General features: G+C 61.5%; 19 protein-coding genes. 16 read left to right on the forward strand and 3 right to left on the reverse strand.

Translation table 11 applies throughout. From position 1 onward, the window contains the following. Window positions 1–51: 51 nt before the first annotated feature. Complete coding sequence (locus ACVILH_RS16530) at window positions 52–993, forward strand: hypothetical protein (RefSeq protein WP_456713828.1); 942 nt, start codon at window positions 52–54, stop codon at window positions 991–993. 12 nt (window positions 994–1,005) lie between these two features. On the opposite strand, the gene ACVILH_RS16535 is transcribed toward ACVILH_RS16530, so the two are convergent. Beyond that, entirely contained in the window at window positions 1,006–1,191 is a 186-nt protein-coding gene (locus ACVILH_RS16535; protein ID WP_456713829.1) for a hypothetical protein, read from the reverse strand. A gap of 404 nt (window positions 1,192–1,595) precedes the next feature. On the opposite strand from ACVILH_RS16535, the gene ACVILH_RS16540 reads away from it, so the two are divergent. From ACVILH_RS16540 to ACVILH_RS16595, 12 genes are all read left to right on the forward strand, one after another. Further along, window positions 1,596–1,787: a hypothetical protein gene (locus ACVILH_RS16540; protein ID WP_456713830.1), complete on the forward strand. Its 192-nt coding sequence runs from the start codon at window positions 1,596–1,598 to the stop codon at window positions 1,785–1,787. Between the two features lie 35 nt (window positions 1,788–1,822). Next, window positions 1,823–2,086: a hypothetical protein gene (locus ACVILH_RS16545; protein WP_456713831.1), complete on the forward strand. Its 264-nt coding sequence runs from the start codon at window positions 1,823–1,825 to the stop codon at window positions 2,084–2,086. 269 nt (window positions 2,087–2,355) lie between these two features. After that, window positions 2,356–2,712: a hypothetical protein gene (locus ACVILH_RS16550; RefSeq protein ID WP_456713832.1), complete on the forward strand. Its 357-nt coding sequence runs from the start codon at window positions 2,356–2,358 to the stop codon at window positions 2,710–2,712. A gap of 325 nt (window positions 2,713–3,037) precedes the next feature. Next, a complete protein-coding gene (locus ACVILH_RS16555; RefSeq protein ID WP_456713833.1) occupies window positions 3,038–3,883 on the forward strand; it encodes a hypothetical protein in 846 nt (281 codons plus the stop codon). Between the two features lie 3 nt (window positions 3,884–3,886). Further along, window positions 3,887–5,170, forward strand: coding sequence for a PBSX family phage terminase large subunit (locus ACVILH_RS16560; RefSeq protein ID WP_456713834.1), 1,284 nt, complete (start codon window positions 3,887–3,889; stop codon window positions 5,168–5,170). Between the two features lie 121 nt (window positions 5,171–5,291). Beyond that, window positions 5,292–5,876, forward strand: coding sequence for a hypothetical protein (locus ACVILH_RS16565; RefSeq protein WP_456713835.1), 585 nt, complete (start codon window positions 5,292–5,294; stop codon window positions 5,874–5,876). Between the two features lie 448 nt (window positions 5,877–6,324). Then, a complete protein-coding gene (locus tag ACVILH_RS16570; protein ID WP_456713836.1) occupies window positions 6,325–7,314 on the forward strand; it encodes a peptidoglycan DD-metalloendopeptidase family protein in 990 nt (329 codons plus the stop codon). Window positions 7,315–8,338: 1,024 nt separating this feature from the next. Continuing rightward, the gene (locus ACVILH_RS16575; RefSeq protein WP_456713837.1) at window positions 8,339–8,782 is read left to right on the forward strand and encodes a hypothetical protein; all 444 of its coding nucleotides are present in this window, start codon (window positions 8,339–8,341) and stop codon (window positions 8,780–8,782) included. A gap of 154 nt (window positions 8,783–8,936) precedes the next feature. Further along, the gene (locus ACVILH_RS16580) at window positions 8,937–9,485 is read left to right on the forward strand and encodes a hypothetical protein (protein WP_456713838.1); all 549 of its coding nucleotides are present in this window, start codon (window positions 8,937–8,939) and stop codon (window positions 9,483–9,485) included. Between the two features lie 122 nt (window positions 9,486–9,607). Continuing rightward, complete coding sequence (locus ACVILH_RS16585; RefSeq protein WP_456713839.1) at window positions 9,608–10,192, forward strand: portal protein; 585 nt, start codon at window positions 9,608–9,610, stop codon at window positions 10,190–10,192. A 366-nt stretch (window positions 10,193–10,558) separates the two neighbouring features. Further along, the gene (locus ACVILH_RS16590; protein ID WP_456713840.1) at window positions 10,559–10,924 is read left to right on the forward strand and encodes a hypothetical protein; all 366 of its coding nucleotides are present in this window, start codon (window positions 10,559–10,561) and stop codon (window positions 10,922–10,924) included. Window positions 10,925–10,932: 8 nt separating this feature from the next. Further along, the gene (locus ACVILH_RS16595) at window positions 10,933–11,739 is read left to right on the forward strand and encodes a hypothetical protein (RefSeq protein ID WP_456713841.1); all 807 of its coding nucleotides are present in this window, start codon (window positions 10,933–10,935) and stop codon (window positions 11,737–11,739) included. 440 nt (window positions 11,740–12,179) lie between these two features. Here ACVILH_RS16595 and ACVILH_RS16600 read toward each other — a convergent pair whose 3' ends face one another. Both ACVILH_RS16600 and ACVILH_RS16605 read right to left on the reverse strand, forming a co-directional pair. After that, window positions 12,180–12,533: a hypothetical protein gene (locus ACVILH_RS16600; RefSeq protein ID WP_456713842.1), complete on the reverse strand. Its 354-nt coding sequence runs from the start codon at window positions 12,531–12,533 to the stop codon at window positions 12,180–12,182. Between the two features lie 934 nt (window positions 12,534–13,467). After that, entirely contained in the window at window positions 13,468–13,773 is a 306-nt protein-coding gene (locus ACVILH_RS16605; RefSeq protein WP_456713843.1) for a hypothetical protein, read from the reverse strand. A gap of 762 nt (window positions 13,774–14,535) precedes the next feature. Between ACVILH_RS16605 and ACVILH_RS16610 the strand changes: the two genes are divergently transcribed. From ACVILH_RS16610 to ACVILH_RS16620, 3 genes are all read left to right on the forward strand, one after another. Next, window positions 14,536–16,182, forward strand: a complete 1,647-nt coding sequence (locus ACVILH_RS16610) for a portal protein (protein WP_456713844.1) — start codon at window positions 14,536–14,538, stop codon at window positions 16,180–16,182. Continuing rightward, entirely contained in the window at window positions 16,175–16,474 is a 300-nt protein-coding gene (locus ACVILH_RS16615; RefSeq protein WP_456713845.1) for a hypothetical protein, read from the forward strand. The genes ACVILH_RS16610 and ACVILH_RS16615 overlap by 8 nt, the downstream gene beginning before the upstream one ends. Window positions 16,475–16,581: 107 nt before the next feature. Next, entirely contained in the window at window positions 16,582–17,406 is an 825-nt protein-coding gene (locus ACVILH_RS16620) for a hypothetical protein (RefSeq protein ID WP_456713846.1), read from the forward strand. Window positions 17,407–17,414: the final 8 nt, after the last annotated feature.

Raw genomic sequence — 17,414 nt, forward strand, 5'->3', positions numbered from 1 at the left:
TGAAGACGCGTGCCGGACCGGCGTATTTTTCTGCCGCTGGGGGACGTCAGAATGGTGGATGAGGAATTGTTGCCGGGCGAAGGCCGGCCCTTGCTTTGGCTCTCGGTCCTGTCAATCGGTGTCGCACTGCTGATCAGCGGCAGCGCCGTCGCGAAGGACGATGACGACAAAGACGCGTCGTCATCCGGCATCGCCAACATCTATCTCGACGTCCGCACGAACTATGCCTATGTGCCCGGCGGCGCGCTGTCGACCGGTCTCGGCGACACATCCTTGTTCGGCACGCTCTCGCAGCTCGCGACCTTGCGGAAGCTGCTCGACCGTCCGCCCCTGCCTGGACGCCCGCAGCTCTCGGCGCCGACCAATCAGGGCGTCGGCGTCGATGTTCCGCTCACCGTGGATCTCGGCGAGGCGCTCTCGCTCTATGCGGGCTTCACCGGCAGCGCGTCCTATAACGGCCTGTCCGGCTGGTCGAACGTTGCGGTGACGAGCTGGTTCCTCGGCTTCCAGGCTGACGTCTATCAGCAGAACGGCGGCGCGTTCCCGACCATGACGCTGCAATCGACGGTGACGCGCTCGGTGCCGGACGCACCGTTGGCAACCACCTCGTTCAGCACGGTGGTCGAGGCGAAATACGCGCTCGACGCCGAGGAGATGCGCGGCTGGCTCGCGGGCGTTCAGTACACCCATGTCGAGGTCGATTCCGTGCTTGCGCGGGTGGGCGACACCACGGCCGGCTATGTCGGCGGCTTTTATCAGTGGGACAACAATTGGAAGGTCTCTGCGCGTGTCGGCCTGCAGTCCTTCGGCGGCGCGCAGCTGCTTGCCGTGACGCCCATCGCGTCCTATACGCAGCCGCTGATCAGGCTCGATCTCGACCGCATGGACGACGACGACAACCGCCTGTTCGGCATCACGGCGCAGATCGCCTGGGCGCCGAAGCCGGTCTATCAGCTCACCGTGCGAACGCCGCTCTACGCGATCAAGAACTGAGCGGCGCTCGCATCAGCGTATGCTCACGAACTTGCCCCAGAGGCCCGCGAGCACCGCACTCGTCATCACGTAGTGCGGCTTGTCGCAGAACAGGCTGCCGACCTGGCAGACATCGGCGCCGACCGATCCGAGCTGGTGGTCGCCCGCCGCGTAAAACAATACGGACAAGGCGCCGAGAATGACTGCGACGACATACATCGTGAAACCTCCTTCTCCGGCGTGGCCCGACGGGCGTGTGCATCGCGCAGCCGATCACGTGAGCGAGCGCGCTTGACACGTCGGGCAAATCAGGCGCATTTTGCCATCGTCGAAAAAATCATAGAGCCCGCGCCGGAAAACTGGCAGCGGGCTTTTTGTTTGACCGGCCGATGAGTTCGCGCGGCGGTTATCGAAATCGGAAAGTCCGATCGCCGCATTTCGATCAAATTTGACACGTCGGGCAAATCACCGGCAAGATGCCAGCATCGAATTTTCCGAAATCACGCGGCTGTCGGCGCTGACCGGGCTCCACGGGTGGGATCCGGTCATTGGCTCGTCCCGCAGCACGCGCTTTCAGATCATCTGGATATTGGCCGCCCCGCGCGAACGGGACGGTCGCGGGCATGGCGCTGGTCGCCGTGCCCGCAGCGGTCCCTCGCGTGAGGGATAGGGTTCGCGCCCGAAGCGATCGCGTTGGCCGCGATCCGCCGCGCTTTTCTCTTATCAACGATCAGGAGGGGACGATGACCGCCACCTTGATTTCGCTTGCGCTGGTAGGGCTCGTCGCGATGGCCGCCACCGACGCTCTGTCGTGATCAGACTCCACATCACTCGAGACCCGGACGCGAAAATGTCGAAGACGATCACCGAAATCCGCTCGATGGCGCGCAGCCACACCAAGACGGCGATCAACACGCTTGTCGGCGTGATGCGCTCGCCCAAGGCCACCCATGCGGCCCGCGTGTCGGCCGCCAACGCCATTCTCGATCGAGGCTGGGGCAAAGCGCCTCAGGCACTGCAGAATGGGGAAGACGGCGCGCTGGAGCTGATCCATCGCATCGAGCGAGTGATCGTGCATCCGGATGGAGAGGATGACGAGCAGGAGAATGAGTGATCGCTGATGGCGAAAGCCATGCGAGTGTCGAGCTCGATCGGGAGCATGGCTGACGCGATTTTGGAATGGAAGGTCAAGACAGCTCGTCGCTGCAACTGACCGTTGACAATTCCTGTGGGGTCTGATGTTCTTTTTTCGTTCTGAGCGAATATGTCGGCTCGCGCAACTTGTCCCGTTGACGTCGTCTCAAAAGTCGGCTGCTGCGCGGATGATAATTGTTGCGACAGCGGGGCGCCGCGGTGGTGTGCATGCCTTGCGAGGAGGGGATTGTGCTGCTCAACAAAGGAGGGCTGATCGCTTCCGCTCTCTATATTGTGCACTTTCTGCTGTTCAGCAGCCTGTCTTACTTCGCCGGCTTGAAGGCGAGTGTCTTGCTGGCTGAAATGGCTGTTCTTCCGGCCGGGTTGATCCTTGGTTGGGTCTGGCTCGCTTTTGGTCTTCACGATCCGCCGTTCGACACCGAAAGCTGGATGAACAGCTATCTGTTTTATTTCCCCGTCAGCCTGCTGATTTCGTACCTGTTCGGATGGATGCTCCATACCTCCTGGCGTCTGTCTCTCAGATACATAGGTCCAGGCCTTGAGCGGATCGACGTACGTCTGATCAAGCGGCTTGATCGGGATTAAAGCATGATCCGGAAAAGTGCGCAGCGGTTTTCCGAAAAGATCATGCGCAAACAATAACCTAAAGCGCGATGACGAATCATCCTGATCTCATCGCGCTTTAGTCGGACTGCGCGACAACCGTGTCGCCTTCGTATCGATGCGGCGGCAAGCGCCAGCTCGTGTAAAGTCGCATGGGCCGATGCATTTCGTCTCGGGCCTTTCGCGGTTGGAAGATCGATTGGCTCGACGAAGAGCTGCCGGCATCGTTCGCACCTACCGTTGCGATTCCTGACAGCGCGCCAGCGACACTCATTCAGAAATCCCTTTCAGCAAGGTGGATGCAACCATGACTGCTCGACACTCGCTCACATTTCAGATCAACCCGGCCTTGCCGGGGCACGCCGCCGTTGTGGTCAATGATCCGACGGGGCATGTCTATGCTGGCTTTGGCCCGCAGCATCATGGCTCGATTTCAGACCAAGGGAAATTTGACGCTCACCGGATGCAAGATGGGAAAGCTCCACCGAACGACTTCTCCAGCGTCGCGGATGACGGCCAATATGCGACGTTCACGGTTCCGATTACCGAAAGGCAAGCTGATCTCGCGCGTGGGGAGATCGCGAAGATCGGGACCGAACCCCTCTTGTACAATGGCTGGGATCTTGCCCGTTTCTCGCGAGATCCCCGCATCTGTACTTCGATCGTGAACAGGATCACTGAAGCCGCGGGCCTTGGGAAACACCTTTATCCGGTGCCGCAAGCCAATTACGAGTATCTGTCCGATATCGCCGATACGCTTGCAAAGGATCCAAAGGCGCAGCGATTGGCTAGGACGGGATTGCCGATCCCTGATGCCCTCCGCGGACTTCAGAAAGACTACGCATATGTTGGCGGTGGCGCCGATACGCCCTCGGAACGATTGGGACGTTTTCCCAGCGAGTCGAGCAGCGATGTGCCGTCCGTGCCAGCTTCATCCTTCGAAGAGCGCTTTGGAGATCAAATCAACCCAAGGGCCGCAGCGACCCTGCCGAGCTGGGTCGAGCCCGGCGTCGCTATCGAGGAACAGCGTCAGCCGGTTCGACGTCTTCGATCGCGGCAGGCGACTCCTGATCCATTCGTATTCGATGGGGCACCGCCTGTGCCTTTCGTGTCGGCCCCGTGGACGGCTCAACCGCCTGTCAGCAGCAGGTGATCATTGTCGACATTGAAGATCCCCACCGCAAAAGTGTTCGAGCCGCTGCTCGTGCCGGCGCGTTACAAGGGTGCGTTCGGCGGCCGCGGCTCGGGCAAGTCGCACTTCTTTGGCGAACTGTTGGTCGAGACCTGCCAGGCTGAACGCGGCACGCTCGCGGTCTGTATCCGCGAGGCGCAGCGTACGCTTGCGCAATCGTCCAAGCGGCTGATCGAAGACAAGATCGCGGCGCTCGGACTCGGCCAGGGCTTTCGTCCGTTCAGCGACCGGATCGCGACGCCGGGCGACGGGCTCATCATCTTCCGCGGGATGCAGGACCACACCGCGGAGTCGATCAAGTCGCTTGAAGGATTTCGCATCGCCTGGATCGATGAGGCGCAGACCCTGAGCGCGCGGTCGCTGTCGCTGCTGCGGCCGACGATCCGGGCGCCGCGCTCGGAGTTGTGGGCGAGCTGGAATCCGCGCCGCAAGTCGGATGCCGTCGACGATTTCCTGCGAGGGCGCAAGCCGGACGGCGCGGTCGTGGTCAAGGCGAACTGGCGCGACAATCCGTGGTTTCCGGCGGTTTTGGACGAAGAGCGGCGGCTCGATCTTTCGCTCTATCCGGACCGCTACGAGCACATCTGGGAGGGCGACTACGTGCGCGCGTTCGACGGAGCCTATTTCGCCGACCTTCTGGCCCAGGCGAAGCGCGACGGGCGGATCGGCAAGGTGGCGGCGGACCCGCTGCCGCTGCGCGCTTTCATCGACATCGGTGGCGCTGGAGCCACGGCCGATGCCTTCACGATCTGGATCGTGCAGTGGGTCGGCAATGAAGTCAGGGTGCTCGACTACTACGAGGCGGTCGGCCAGGTGCTGGCCTTCCATGTCAACTGGCTGCGCGCGCGAGGCTATCAGAACGCGATCCTCTATCTTCCGCACGACGGACTCGCGACCAATGCCGTGACCGGCAAGCGCTACGCCGACCATCTGCGCGAGGCCGGCTTCGCCGTCGAGCCGCCGCTCAAGAACCAGGGCAGGGGTGCCGCGATGATGCGGATCGAGGCGTTGCGCCGGCTCGGTCCGCAGCTCTGGTTCAACGACGCGACGACCGAGGCCGGGCGCGAGGCGCTCGGCTTCTATCACGAGCGCAGGGACGAGACGCGCAATGTCGGGCTCGGCCCTGAGCACGACTGGTCATCTCACGCCGCCGACGCGCTCGGCCTGATGGCTGTCTGCTATGAGGCGCCAGGTCGCAGCGGGAGCTTCAACCGGCCGATCCGATACCAGGATGCGGGATGGCGGTGACCTTGCGTCGTCCGATCGCTCAACTCCGTGGCTCTGCAACCAGAAAGCGATTGCCGACGTGGAACAAATCGTGTACAGATCTGCTTGTTTGTCAACCGCCATGACGGATCGACCTCTTCTCATGCCCCCACTCTTGCGTGCAGTCGCCGCTGCGCTGGCACTGGCTGCGTTCACTCTGACTGCCGCTTTCGGTGGCCCGAATGAATTCGATGATTCGCCGGACAAGGTTGAGAAACGCCCTGACGGTGCGCTGGGCCCGTGCATGGAGTTCGCCCAGATCAAGCTGACGGAACAGCAGATTGCCGGCCTTCTTGCTGCCGCCGATGAAATCGACGAGATTCGGGAGAACAGCAGCGACGGATTCTACAAGACTGGTCCAGCGACGACGGCGAAACTGGATGCGGTCGCGAGGAAACACGACCTGAGCGGATATGACGAATTCAAGACCATACGAGCGAACGTCATTCATGTTTTTTCGGGCTACGACGCGGTTACCAAACGTTACGTTGGCCGGGAGCAATTGATCAGAGTTCGAGTCGCTCGAACGAGGGCAGATCGACGAAAACCTGCAAACGAGAAGGCGCACGAGATCGAGATCACCGAGGCCCAGCGCCAGTGCACGCTTCCCGCGATCAAATTCAGGTCCAACATCGAACTTGTTCACAAGCATTACGACGCTCTTCGTGTCAGTAACTTCCAGAGGTGACATCGGCGCATAGTTGATGCGATCGTCTTGCGCGTCGGGAAGGATCTCATTTGCCCAGCGCAAGCTCGCAATTCAGCCGATAGGCGATGGCCGAGCGGGGGCCGCTCGCTCAGCTCGGAGTCATGTCCGTGCCGACAGTATTCGCCGTCCAGCTGCGTGTCGGCGGTGAGGTGGCGTGCGCCCGTCGAGGGCTGAGCCAGGATCGGCGATCGCAAATTGAACGCTAGCCTGGGCTCGGCGCGTGACCCGATCAGCTGAGCTCATCGGCCGCGGGGCTCGCGATGTCTGGGCGCAGTCAGCAGCAACCAGGCCGAACAATTGAGCCTTGAAGCGTGCGTGTCGCATTTTGCGATGCGTCTGTTTGGTCGTCACCGAGACACCTGCAGCTACGAGTTTATCCCGGCCCGGCGCCGTTCGCGCCTGTCCCAAATCGTCAGAGGAATACTGAATGTCATGGGAACAAGCGCTGCGGCGCATGCTTCAGCCGGTCACTGATGGATCGAACGTCACTCATTACTCGCACACGACAAGCTTTCCGGGACGGCGCTGGAGGGAGAGCTGGAACGATTGGCAGGACCACCAGGGAGTAGACGGCAACTATTTCGGCGGTCAGAAGCTGCCGTTGAACAGGAGCTATCCTTCGCTGCGGTCACCGGTGACGGGCGTCGTCACCCGGGCGGGCGAGGGAGGGTACGGAACGATTGCCATCCAGGACAAGGACGGGATCTCGCATCAGCTTCTTCATACACATTCCCAGCACGTGCGAGTGGGCGATTCCGTCGGGGCCGGCGAGCTGGTCGGAACGATGGGTAACATGGGGGTCAACACACCCGGCGTGGAGGGCGGAGACTTTCATCTGCACTACCAGATCAAGGATCGTGACGGACGAACGCTCAACCCTGTGGACTACTGGAACGAGCAGGGCGAAATCGACCCCGATCCCTATCTGGCGCCCTACTTGAACGAGCAGCGCCAGTACGAGCGCGGGCTTGCATCGACGGTCGACAACGTGTTCGGCTCTATCCCTACCTCCGGACCGCGCTATGGCGCGCAACCGGCCCTTGCGCTTCGACCGAATGCTGCCGCCCCCGAATTGCCATCGGCGCCAACGAGTCCGGTACGTATTTTGCGGTCGCGTCGGGCCATTGAGCAAGTAGCTGATGCGCCGGCGGCCATGCCGAACGAGTTGGCGCCGCCCGATTACGTTCCGGCCTTTGCCGACCGGTTTGGAGCGTGGACGTCCCAGGCGGGAGCGAGCGCTCCGATCACAGCTGACCGACGTTTCGTTCCGCCCTCGCAGTCAGGACGACCTCTCGGTGTCGTTGCGGGAGCTCCGTCACCCGATTATCCATTTCCGCCGCCGGACACGGGCGAAAGCATGCCAGGACTTGAAGCCTGGTCCGCTCTCGGGCGGAAGCCGCCGAACTGGGGCAGATGACGCTGCTGCCTTCGCGGTCGACCGACGACATCGGCCGACCCGCGGCCCCACGAGAGCGACCGTCTTGCGCGCATTCCTGGGCTACTCTTGACGATCGGGGGACACTTCGTGTCCGCTTTTTGTTTCCAAGTGCCGGCGCGCTCGACCATGAGCAACGTCCAGCGCTAAAGCCATTCGTTGTCTCATCCATCGTCGCGCCGGCGAATAATCGTCCCTCGTCAGCTCAGGCTGCAATTCAAATGCGTGCTCTTCTGAATATTCTCAAATATGGTTTGGTTGTCTCCATCCTCATCATCTGGTTTCCCGCTCAATACGCCGTTGTACGGGCGTGCCGCAGCTCCTTCTGGCGGTCGTCGTTGCCGGCTATTTACTCGCAGTTCTCCTGCTCGCGCTGACCGCCTTGGCGGAAAAGGCGGGAGTGAAATTGAGCGCGCGCCTGAGCGATGGTTTTGGGTGATTGTACCTCCGGTGATTTCATTGCCGCTTCAGCTCGGCATTTGGCTTTACGCCCGGCGACACGACTCGTTCTATGGGTGCATCGACTGCGGCTGGCATCTGTTCTGGGAGTCGGTCCTTAGTCGCACGGCGCGCAATGTGGAGGTCGACTACTATCTCTTTGCTGGCACGCTCGCCGTCGCATTTTACGCCATTCTACTGGTTTCAAGCCTCTTCATTAGGTTCATGTCAGGACGTTCATAGGAGCAACGTCAGTGCGGGCTTCAGCTTCGTACCGACGCTCGGATTTTGACCAGCGCTCGCTCCGACCTTCGAAGAGATGTCAGGCACGGCTTGTCCAGGCTGGCACTTGGCCTGCCCTGTGGCCTCCCGGCGGGAGGCGCGTTTGCCTGCCACGAACTGCCGCTATCTCATGTTGTTACGCGTCTCGCGTGTATTCCTTGAGCTACTCTTGACAACCTAGAGACACATGGGGTTCCTTGTTTGTTCCAGGCTTTCGCGTGTCGCACAAGGGACACTGCCGGAGGCCGGCCAGACTGCAAGCAACCAGCTGATAAGCGAGAGATCGATGTTCGAAAGATGGGATGCCCAACGGGTATCGTCACTGGCGCTCAAGGTCGGCTGCGCATCGCAGGTGATGTGGGTGATCTTGAGCGACATCATCATCTCCCTCACGAGCCATGGAAGATACGCCTTCGACTATCAGACGGTCGTCGTCCATGTCATCTGGCTTGCCCCGATCCCGGCATTGTGGATTGTCCGTCACTCTCCCTCTGTGACCGTCCTGTACGTGATGGCATTGTCGCTGATATTGGCGTCGCGACTTTACGAGTGCCTGCAGGTTGCGATGTATGGCGCTTCCGTTTTGAGAAAGATGACCGAGGCCGATCTCGCCGCCACCGTCATCGGAGGGCTATCGCTCGTCATCATTTTTGCCTGGGCAGCACATCTGCTGACAAACCTCGTCTTTATAGCGGTACAGCGGATAGTCGGAGTTTTTAGAAATGGCTGAGCGGTATTCCATCACTTTGGTCGTCGGTCCTGGATTTCCTGGCCATGCGGCGATCGAGATCAGGGGCCGGAGCAAACGACATATGCAGGCCTGGGGCCGGTGACGCACAAGTCCCCTTATTCGACGGGACAGTATGACGTCATTACGCTGCCAGATGGCATATCTCCCGTTGGTCGATTGCGCGATCCACAAGATGGATGATGAATCGGACTACAAATACAAGACGTACCTTCCGCCATTCAAGGCCGATCCAAATCCGCCGAAGTTCTCCGCCCCGCCGCCGCCAGGCCCGCCGGCCTATGAGCCGGGTGCCGTGCATTCTCCGCATGGAGAGTTCATGGGCCAGTTTTCAGATCGATCGCCGGACGAAGCGGTAGCTCGACAACGTCTGGCAGCGGAGCCGAGCTATGGGGAAGTCCGCGCCTTGGCGCAGACGATGCCTCGTCACTGTCGCGATGGCCTGCATCCCGGGACGCGACCGGCTCCGCTCAGCAACAGCCGCGGCGATTGGCGCCGCTCTTTGCCGTCCTCGGGCGATCGGCAGTTGCTGCCGGTGCCTCCGGTCGCACGTTCGGATGAAGCGTGGATCGGGAATTCAGCGCCTGACAGTTCGTCTGCACTACCGGCGTTCGAGGCGATGCCCGGCTTTGAAGAATGGACCTTTCCATGGGCGCGGCGTTCGCCATGGGATGCCGGACAATAGCAGCGAGTCCCCAAGCGAAATCCCAAGCAGGATGATCTCTGGGGGAGGATGGCTCGCCGGCTGGCGCGGCGTCCGCCAGCCCTTCTCTTTGAACACGCCGCCCAATCATAGGGTCCTTGATCATGCCAAAGATGACGAACTCCGATCTCAAGACCATGCTCGCGGCGGAAAAGGCCGATGCACTCGCCGCGCTTTCGGCGGCGCGGCTGGCCGAAGAGCGCGCCGACGCCATGGACTACTACCTCGGCAACATGAAGAAGGACATGCCGGCGCAGGAGGGACGCTCGCGCGCTGTCTCGACCGATGTCGCCGACACGGTCGAGGGCCTGATGCCGCATTTGATGGATATTTTCGCCGGCTCCGACGAGGTCGTGCGGTTCGAGCCTGTCGGTCCGGAGGACGAGGCCGCCGCGTCGCAGGAAACCGACTACGTCAATCACGTCTTCATGCAGCAGAACCCCGGCTTCATGATCCTCTATTCGTTCATCAAGGATGCCCTGCTGTCGAAGGTCGGCATCGTCAAGGTGTGGTGGGAGGAGCGCGAGGAAGAGAGCCGCGAGACCTACTATGATCTCACCGAGGACCAGTTCGCGCTGCTGGCACAATCGGTGATAGAATCGGACGGTGCCATGCGTATCGTGGCGCATACGAGGCGCGATGCAGAGAGCGCTAGGTCCTCACGTTCAAACGACGCACCGCTGTCCTGAGGCCGATGTCGCTCAGCTCGCTCGCGCGTCGAGTCGGTTTAGGCGGGTGTGCATTCAGAGGCCGGCCGAGAGGGTGGGAGCATTGCTCTTGAAAAGAATGCCACGAGCATGTTGTAGAGATTCTGTATTTGTTCTAGTTTACGTTGAGGCAGCGGAAGCTGCCTGCGGCTGATGGCTGAGCCCGCGTTTTGTACGGCAATGCCATGTGATCGCAGCGATCAGATGGCATCCGCGGCTTCGGGCCTCTGGGCACGGATCGCAGGCTCGTATCGTCGTGGGAGATCGTCGTGCTTCGATTTGCAAGATGGATCGCTGGCATCGTCGTGCTGGTGCTTCTGGTGCCTGTCGTCAGTCTGGGCCTGCAGATTGTCCCGCGACGATCAAGCCTTCCGGCGAGCGGACCTGACAGGCGAGCTGGTTCGGAACGGCCGCTATGATCCTGCCGAGCATTTTTCGTTTGAACGAGCGTGCACGCATTCGGTGGGCGAGCAAGGCGATGGCGATCTTTACCAGCGTGGGTACACACGACTCGATCCGACGACCGCCCATGATCCCGACATGGTCTGGCCGCTGGTTCTGATCAATGACACCGACAAGACCTATCGCATCCTCTACGGCCGCGAGGCTGAAGTGATGGCGCCTGGATGGGTGTGTCATGATCGAGTGACGCTGCAGGTTGAAACAATCGATGGTCGCGCGAAAGCTTACATTGCCGAAACACGAGGTCATTAGGGATTGCCATGGCTGACCCCATCTTCAATTTTCAAAACTATCTGAACGACATGAGTAAGACGAGCGAACGTCTTGCCGACGCCAATTCACTGCATGGATATGATCCGGTTCTGCGCGATTCAGCAGACAAGCCGCTCGAACTCGGCGCTGCCAGCGTCAATGCGATTGCCCACGCGTTGACGAGCGCCTATCTGGCTCATGACCATTCTACGACGGAAGCGTCAGCGCTCGGGTTTGCGCGTGAGCTGAAGTCCTATTTTGGACGGCAGCCGCCGGAGGCGTGGGACACCTTCAAGGACATGTACAACAACCAGGTCGGTCGGAACATCGCCGACTACGCCAAGAAGAATGGCCTTCCGCGTGAGCACATTCAGGATCTCATTTTGGATGCGCTCAGTTCGGGCCGGCTGATCGCAACCCGGAAGGACCCTCGGATTGCGCCGTCGTTCAACGGGAATCCGCTGAACTTCGAGGCGCCAAGCGGCGACGCCGCACCCTGGACGCGCCCGTCGCTCGGCTTTGGCGATTATGCGGCGACGATCACTCGGGTGCCAATCCCTGCCGGCCCGACGCGCGGTTCGTCCGGGCTTGGCAGGAGAGGGGATCTCGAGTCCGGCCCGGCATCGTCCTCGCCCGCATCGTCTAGGGGCGCATTCGCCGACGGCAGGGCTGTGTTTCCGGGAGGCCTTCCGAGTCTGATCGCATCGATGGCCGCCCAAGATAGGGGCAACCCGACGCGCGATCATGCGCCGGCGCGTGGTCTGCCGGGGCTGATCGAGGACTATCTCCGGCAGCAGCCGGGCGAATCGCGCTGATCGCTTCAGCTCGCGGCCGCAACCGGCCCTATCGCGCGAGCTCGCACGGCGCCGGCAGCTGCAACTCAGGCAATGGCTTCGGAGATCATCGTGCCGTCTGGCGCAGTCGGTCATGGACTCGGACGGCGCGATGCGGATCGTGGCGCATACGATGCGCGGCCGAGAGCAGGCCGCTCATCTGCGGCGCGCCGACCAGGATGCACCGGCCCGTCGCGGTGGTGGAAGACTGTGAAGGCGATGTTCGTGTTGAAACGCGCCGGATCAGGTCGGAAGGCAGCCTCGAGGGGCCACGCTGAGCCGATAGCAAGCATGCTCATCCGGCGAGAGCAGTGCTGCTCACAAGCCGGACCGCGCAAGGCTCGCCGGGCCTCGGAGCGGACGACCAGTTTAGTAACGTCAACAAGTTGCAGGACTTCTCGCATTCCATTTGTTTGAATGCGTCAGCTCAACATGGCTATAGCCAGGATCACGGGCAAGGATCCGACAATCCATCCCCACAGCATTCTCTCGTGCCGGATCGCGAGTCTCAGATGTTCTCGACCGGGCTCCGTCAGCTTCGCGGGATCGGTTGCCATGAAGTAAAACCCGGAATACGTCCAAAACCAAGAGCCCGGCTTCAGGTAGCGCATATCCGAGGCGCTCGGGGCAATATGGTTGTGGATGATGCGGATATCATTCAGCCATAGCCCCCACAGCGGCAGGCCTGCGATCGCCCAAACACAGAGGATGCCGATTGCCGTGTAGGACATGTCTACGGAGCTGATGAGGTGTGGAGCCGATGCGGCGTCGATCAAGCCTGATCGCGTCATTTTGATAGATGATAGGTAGTCTAATGTCGGTGAATGAGAAAGGCAATCTTCGCCCTGATGGCATCTCCTTGGAGCTGCCGTTTGGCCCGATCGCGCTCGGAGGGACATACTATTGGAATCCGGGAGCCCTCCCTGCGCCGAAGTTCACTCTGACAGGGGGAGTGGGCCAGGGAGGAGGCGGGGTGCACCTGATCCACCTGAGAAGAGGCATGTCCTCCGAAGATACTCTGCGGTATGGCGCGTCGGTCAACGTGCCATCGTTCAATGTCAACGCGACCATTCCGGACGACTCCGGCGTTCCGCTGCCCTGGAAGGCGAAAGTGTCGTCGATCGGAATAGGAGCTGGATTTCCCGGTGTCAGTGCGAACTTTACGGCCACACCGCAACAGATCGCCGCCTTCATCAGGAAATATGTGCTGACCCCTATCATGGGGTCGACGGACCAGTCCGCGGCGCCTGGAGGCATGCCCCAGAGTCTGCCGATCCGAATGCAGCCCGGCGCTGAGCGACCCATGCCTTATGCTGGATATTCGGCCGGCAGCGCGCCATTTGGGGCAGGCATCTCTCCGTGGTTCTCCGACTATGCTGACGTCCGTGAGCCTCCAGCTCGCGCTGTTTCGGGAGGCCGTTCCGACCGTGTGTTCTTCGATGGTGCCTCGGCCGTTCCCTACATCAAAGACGAGCGTGCAACTCTTGGAGCTCCCTCGGCTGCTTCCGTTATGAGCGGCGGCTCGGGAGCCAGCGGACCCGTAGGATCTACCGGCTCCGGGACCCGCCCATTTCGCCCGGCAATGCGATGTGAGTGCAGCGACCAGCTCACATCCGCGGCTTCACGCGTGTACTACGCGTCGTGGGCTGGTGTCGTCACGGAAGGTCGTCGTGCTTCGATTTGCAAAGTAGGTCTGGCGTCAGATGCTCGTCATGGATGTGAAGGGGGCGAGAGCAGCGGGATCAGAACGAGAAACGGAACATCAAGCGTCCAGAGGAAAAGACATCGTTCTCCCCATTGCGCATGCGACAGGAGCGAGCGACCAGCTTCGGAAAGCTTGGTCGGATCGATGTAGACCGCCAGTTTGGTCACGCCGAATCGGCGAAAGTCGGCAGGGCTCGCGTCCGGCGCCGGATGCCTGAGGGCAAATTTGAGCTGCGAACGCGCTCTGTGCGCAATCCCGATGATGCCAGCCAGCCAGCCGAGCACGATCAAATCTGGAAAAGGACTCGTCACGGGTGGTCCCCCGCAAATGCCATGGCTGCGAGCAGATCTGCACGCAGTGCTTTACGATCGATAATACAAATATGGAGAACGATGTGTCGGTCAACAAGAATGGGAATTTGCGCGTGGACGGAATTTCTGTGTCGCTGCCGACCTTCCTCGGTCGCCTGGGGGACACCTCCGATTGGAATCCCGGTGCGCCAGGCGCTCCGTCTTTGACTGTGACGCGGAGTTGGGGACTGCCGGGATTCGGTGCGCACCTCGTCCATCTGCGTCCGAGAGCATCTTCCAGAGATACTCTGGGCCAAGGCGTCTCCGGCAATGTCTCGGTGGGGCTTCCCTCGGTCATCGTGAATGGCGCTGCGCCGGATGGATGGCTCTCCCCAGGACGATGCGGGAAACCAGCGTGGAGTATGGGGCCGGTTCACCCAACGTCTCTTCGGCTCTCACGACGACCTACACGCCCGCGCAAATCGCCGACTGCATCAATACCTACATATTTTCACCCGCAACGGGGCCGCGCGACGAGCTCACACCGTTCGAGAGATTTCCCCGGAGAGGCCCTGCAAAGCTGGCGCCAGATGGGGAATCTTCGGTGCCGTATCTGCCTCCGGGGATGGGCGTGGCGCCGTGGGCTGGTGCATCAATTTCCGGGCGGGCCGCAGGCAAGCGGTCTGCTGGGCATGATCCAGGACGACATGCGCAACACATTTGCGGGTGACCAAAGCCGTTGATTGATGGTCTGGCCGCATTCTAACCTCCCGAGAGTTCATCATGATGACCATGTCTCTTCCGTCCGCGCCGCTGCAACCGGCGCAGGCGCCGATCACGCACGACGTCACCATCGTCACGACGCGAAAATTCGCGCAGGCGCGGGTGATGGGCGTGCCGCCCGAGGAGTTCGGCATCGAGCGTGGCGCACGCTCGATCCGCGACTGCAACTATTGCTTTCACGAGATCGTCACCAAGACAGAGGCGCAGCTGATCGCCGAAGGCTTCGACGCTGCGCAGATCAAATCGCTCGGCGACTATACCGGGACCACCCGGGTCGAAACCTTGGCGCGCGATACGGTCGACGAGCATTCGTCGGCGTCGTCGAGCGCGTCGAATGCAGGCACGAGGCTGGTCCGGATCACCGAGCATTGCGTCCGGATCGACTATGAAGGCGAGGGCAGGCCCTGCCTGTACCAGATCATCACCGGCGGCGATCAAGGCGAGATCCTGCGCAAGGACGGCCAGGATTGCATCATGCCGTTCGATGCGATCCCGTTCGCCGCAACGACGCCGGTGCCGATGACGCACCGCTTCTTCGGCCGCTCCATCGCCGATCTCGTGATGCCCTTGCAGCGTGAGAAGACGGCGCTGAAGCGCGGCGCGCTGGATAATCTCTATCTGCACAACAATCCGCGGGTCGAGGTGGCCGAGCAGAACGCCGGCCCCAACACGCTCGACGATCTCCTGGTGTCGCGTCCCGGCGGCGTGGTGCGCACCAAGACCGCCGGAGGCCTCAACTGGCAGGTGGTGCCTGATATCACCAGCTCGATCGACGCCGAGCTCGAGAGCCGCTCTGGTCTGTCAAAGCAGGCGCAGGGCATCGATGCCAATGCGCTGCAGAACCAGTCGGCGACCGCGGTCGCGCAGGTGTTCTCCGCCTCGCAGATGCGCATCAAGCTGATCGCGCGGATCATGGCAGAAGGCGTCCGCGACATGTTCGGCCTGCTGCACGCCACCATCCGCAAGCATGGCCAGCAGCGCCAGACGGTGCGTCTGCGCAATGCCTGGGTCCAGGTCGATCCGCGCAGCTGGAAGACGCGGGACGACATGACCATCGAGGTCGGGCTCGGCTCCGGCGGCAAGGCGCAGCAATTCGCGCAGACCATGGCGATCGCCAATGTGCAGAAGGAACTGGTGATGGCCGGCAAGGTCAACCTGGTCGGCGACCGCGAGCTCTACAACACGGCGGCCGAGCTGACGCGGATCATGGGCCACAAGAATCCCGGCCGCTTCTTCAACGATCCGGCCGCGCTGGATCCGCAGACCGGCCGCCTGCTGCATCCGCCGCCGGCGCCGCCGCAGCCGCCGCCAGATCCGAAGCTGCTCGCGGCGCAGGCGCGGGTGCAGACCGAGCAGGCGATTGCCGCGCACAAGGCGCAGCTCGCGCAGCAGCAGGCGCACAATGATCGGGTTCACCAGCAGGTGAAGATGCAGGCTGAGATCGAGCTGGCCAAGATCAAGGCCGGGCTGGATGCCAAGGTCGCGCTGCTCGATGCGCATCTCAAGTCGGTGGAGGCGGCGCAGAAGCGCGAGCAGGCGCACACCGCTCACGATATGAAGATGGCTGAAGCCGCGATGGGCCTTGCGGCCACCGCTGCGCACACTGGTCGCGAGACGCAAGAAAAGATGGAGCGGCGAGATGACTGACGAGAGCATGCTGCAACAGACGGCGGCACGGGGCGTTCGCGCGAAGGCTCTGCTCGACGACGAGCTGCTTTCCGGCGCTTTCGATGCGCTCGAGGCGAGCTACAGTGCGACCTGGCGCCAGACGCTGATCGACGACGTTGCCGGCCGCGAGAAGCTGTTTCTCGCGATCAACATCGTCGGCAAGGTGCGCGACCATCTCGGTGCGATCGTCGCCAATGGCAAGCTGGCGGAGGCGGAGCTCCGGGAGCTCGCGCAGACGGCCGAGCGGCGGAAGCGCTTCGGGCTGCTTTGAACACCGGCCGCCTTGAACAGTCAGGCGCGCAGGATGGGCGAAAGCGGCGTTGACATGTTCGCTTTTTGTTCTTTATGCTGCGCGCCGCGCAACCGTGCTGGTGTCATATGTGGCAAAAGCTGACTCGGCTCATAAGTCGTGGCCTGTTTGCGGGCCTTGCTCTGCTCGTCCTCGTTATTCCGCACCGTCTGGCTGCGCAACAGGTCGGGCTGGATCCAGAAGCCTATCGTCGCGCCGTCGATTACTGTCGTGGCGACGTGCCGCAGCCCACCGCGATCAGCCCCGACCGCTCGATCGTCTGCTTCGCCGACACGTCCGGCGTCGATCCCGATCCGTCTGTCGTGAGCCAGATTGCTCAAAACGGGCTCTTCGTCGTGCGCGGCTTGGGAGGCAAGCGCGATAGCGCGATGAGCGTCTCCGACCTGCTGCGGAGCCGTAACGTGACCGTGGTCGTGTTCGGCGTCTGCTTCCATCATTGCGCCAACTATTACTTCGTGGCGTCGACGAGAACCTACGTCGTGAAGAGTACGCTGGTCCTATGGCAGCATAATCTGGCCGATTGCCAAGTTACCTTTCGCGAGCCGCACGATTCCAAGGTTCCAAAGCTCTGGCGCGCCGAGTGTCCGAAAGGTGAGGAATGGCGTCTTGCTTTTTCGAGCGACGCTCCGGGCTTCGGGCGCTTCTATCAGGACAGAGTGGTCGACCCATATCATTTTCAGCCGCTACCCGACAGCGAGTATGTCCGAAAGCGTCTGAAGTCGCTCTACGATCAGACGGGTCGGTTTCCGCTCATTGGATGGATGTTGAGCCCAGCCTCGCTCAAGCGACTCTTTCAGGCCGAGATCATCTACGAATCCTATCCCCGATCGCAGGAGGAAGCGACCGCCTTGGCGAAACACTACGGGGCGCGCGATGTCATCTACGATCCATGATCATCCTC

It is taken from the genome of Bradyrhizobium sp. USDA 4353, assembly GCF_054063215.1.

Excerpts from the sequence above, each read along its gene's own strand:
- ACVILH_RS16530 (WP_456713828.1), top strand. The coding sequence starts at position 52 with ATGGTGGATGAGGAATTGTTGCCGGGCGAAGGCCGGCCCTTGCTTTGG.
- ACVILH_RS16535 (WP_456713829.1), bottom strand. The coding sequence starts at position 1,191 with ATGTATGTCGTCGCAGTCATTCTCGGCGCCTTGTCCGTATTGTTTTAC.
- ACVILH_RS16540 (WP_456713830.1), top strand. The coding sequence starts at position 1,596 with ATGGCGCTGGTCGCCGTGCCCGCAGCGGTCCCTCGCGTGAGGGATAGG.
- ACVILH_RS16545 (WP_456713831.1), top strand. The coding sequence starts at position 1,823 with ATGTCGAAGACGATCACCGAAATCCGCTCGATGGCGCGCAGCCACACC.
- ACVILH_RS16555 (WP_456713833.1), top strand. The coding sequence starts at position 3,038 with ATGACTGCTCGACACTCGCTCACATTTCAGATCAACCCGGCCTTGCCG.
- ACVILH_RS16565 (WP_456713835.1), top strand. The coding sequence starts at position 5,292 with ATGCCCCCACTCTTGCGTGCAGTCGCCGCTGCGCTGGCACTGGCTGCG.
- ACVILH_RS16570 (WP_456713836.1), top strand. The coding sequence starts at position 6,325 with ATGTCATGGGAACAAGCGCTGCGGCGCATGCTTCAGCCGGTCACTGAT.
- ACVILH_RS16575 (WP_456713837.1), top strand. The coding sequence starts at position 8,339 with ATGTTCGAAAGATGGGATGCCCAACGGGTATCGTCACTGGCGCTCAAG.
- ACVILH_RS16580 (WP_456713838.1), top strand. The coding sequence starts at position 8,937 with ATGGCATATCTCCCGTTGGTCGATTGCGCGATCCACAAGATGGATGAT.
- ACVILH_RS16585 (WP_456713839.1), top strand. The coding sequence starts at position 9,608 with ATGCCAAAGATGACGAACTCCGATCTCAAGACCATGCTCGCGGCGGAA.
- ACVILH_RS16595 (WP_456713841.1), top strand. The coding sequence starts at position 10,933 with ATGGCTGACCCCATCTTCAATTTTCAAAACTATCTGAACGACATGAGT.
- ACVILH_RS16610 (WP_456713844.1), top strand. The coding sequence starts at position 14,536 with ATGATGACCATGTCTCTTCCGTCCGCGCCGCTGCAACCGGCGCAGGCG.
- ACVILH_RS16615 (WP_456713845.1), top strand. The coding sequence starts at position 16,175 with ATGACTGACGAGAGCATGCTGCAACAGACGGCGGCACGGGGCGTTCGC.
- ACVILH_RS16620 (WP_456713846.1), top strand. The coding sequence starts at position 16,582 with ATGTGGCAAAAGCTGACTCGGCTCATAAGTCGTGGCCTGTTTGCGGGC.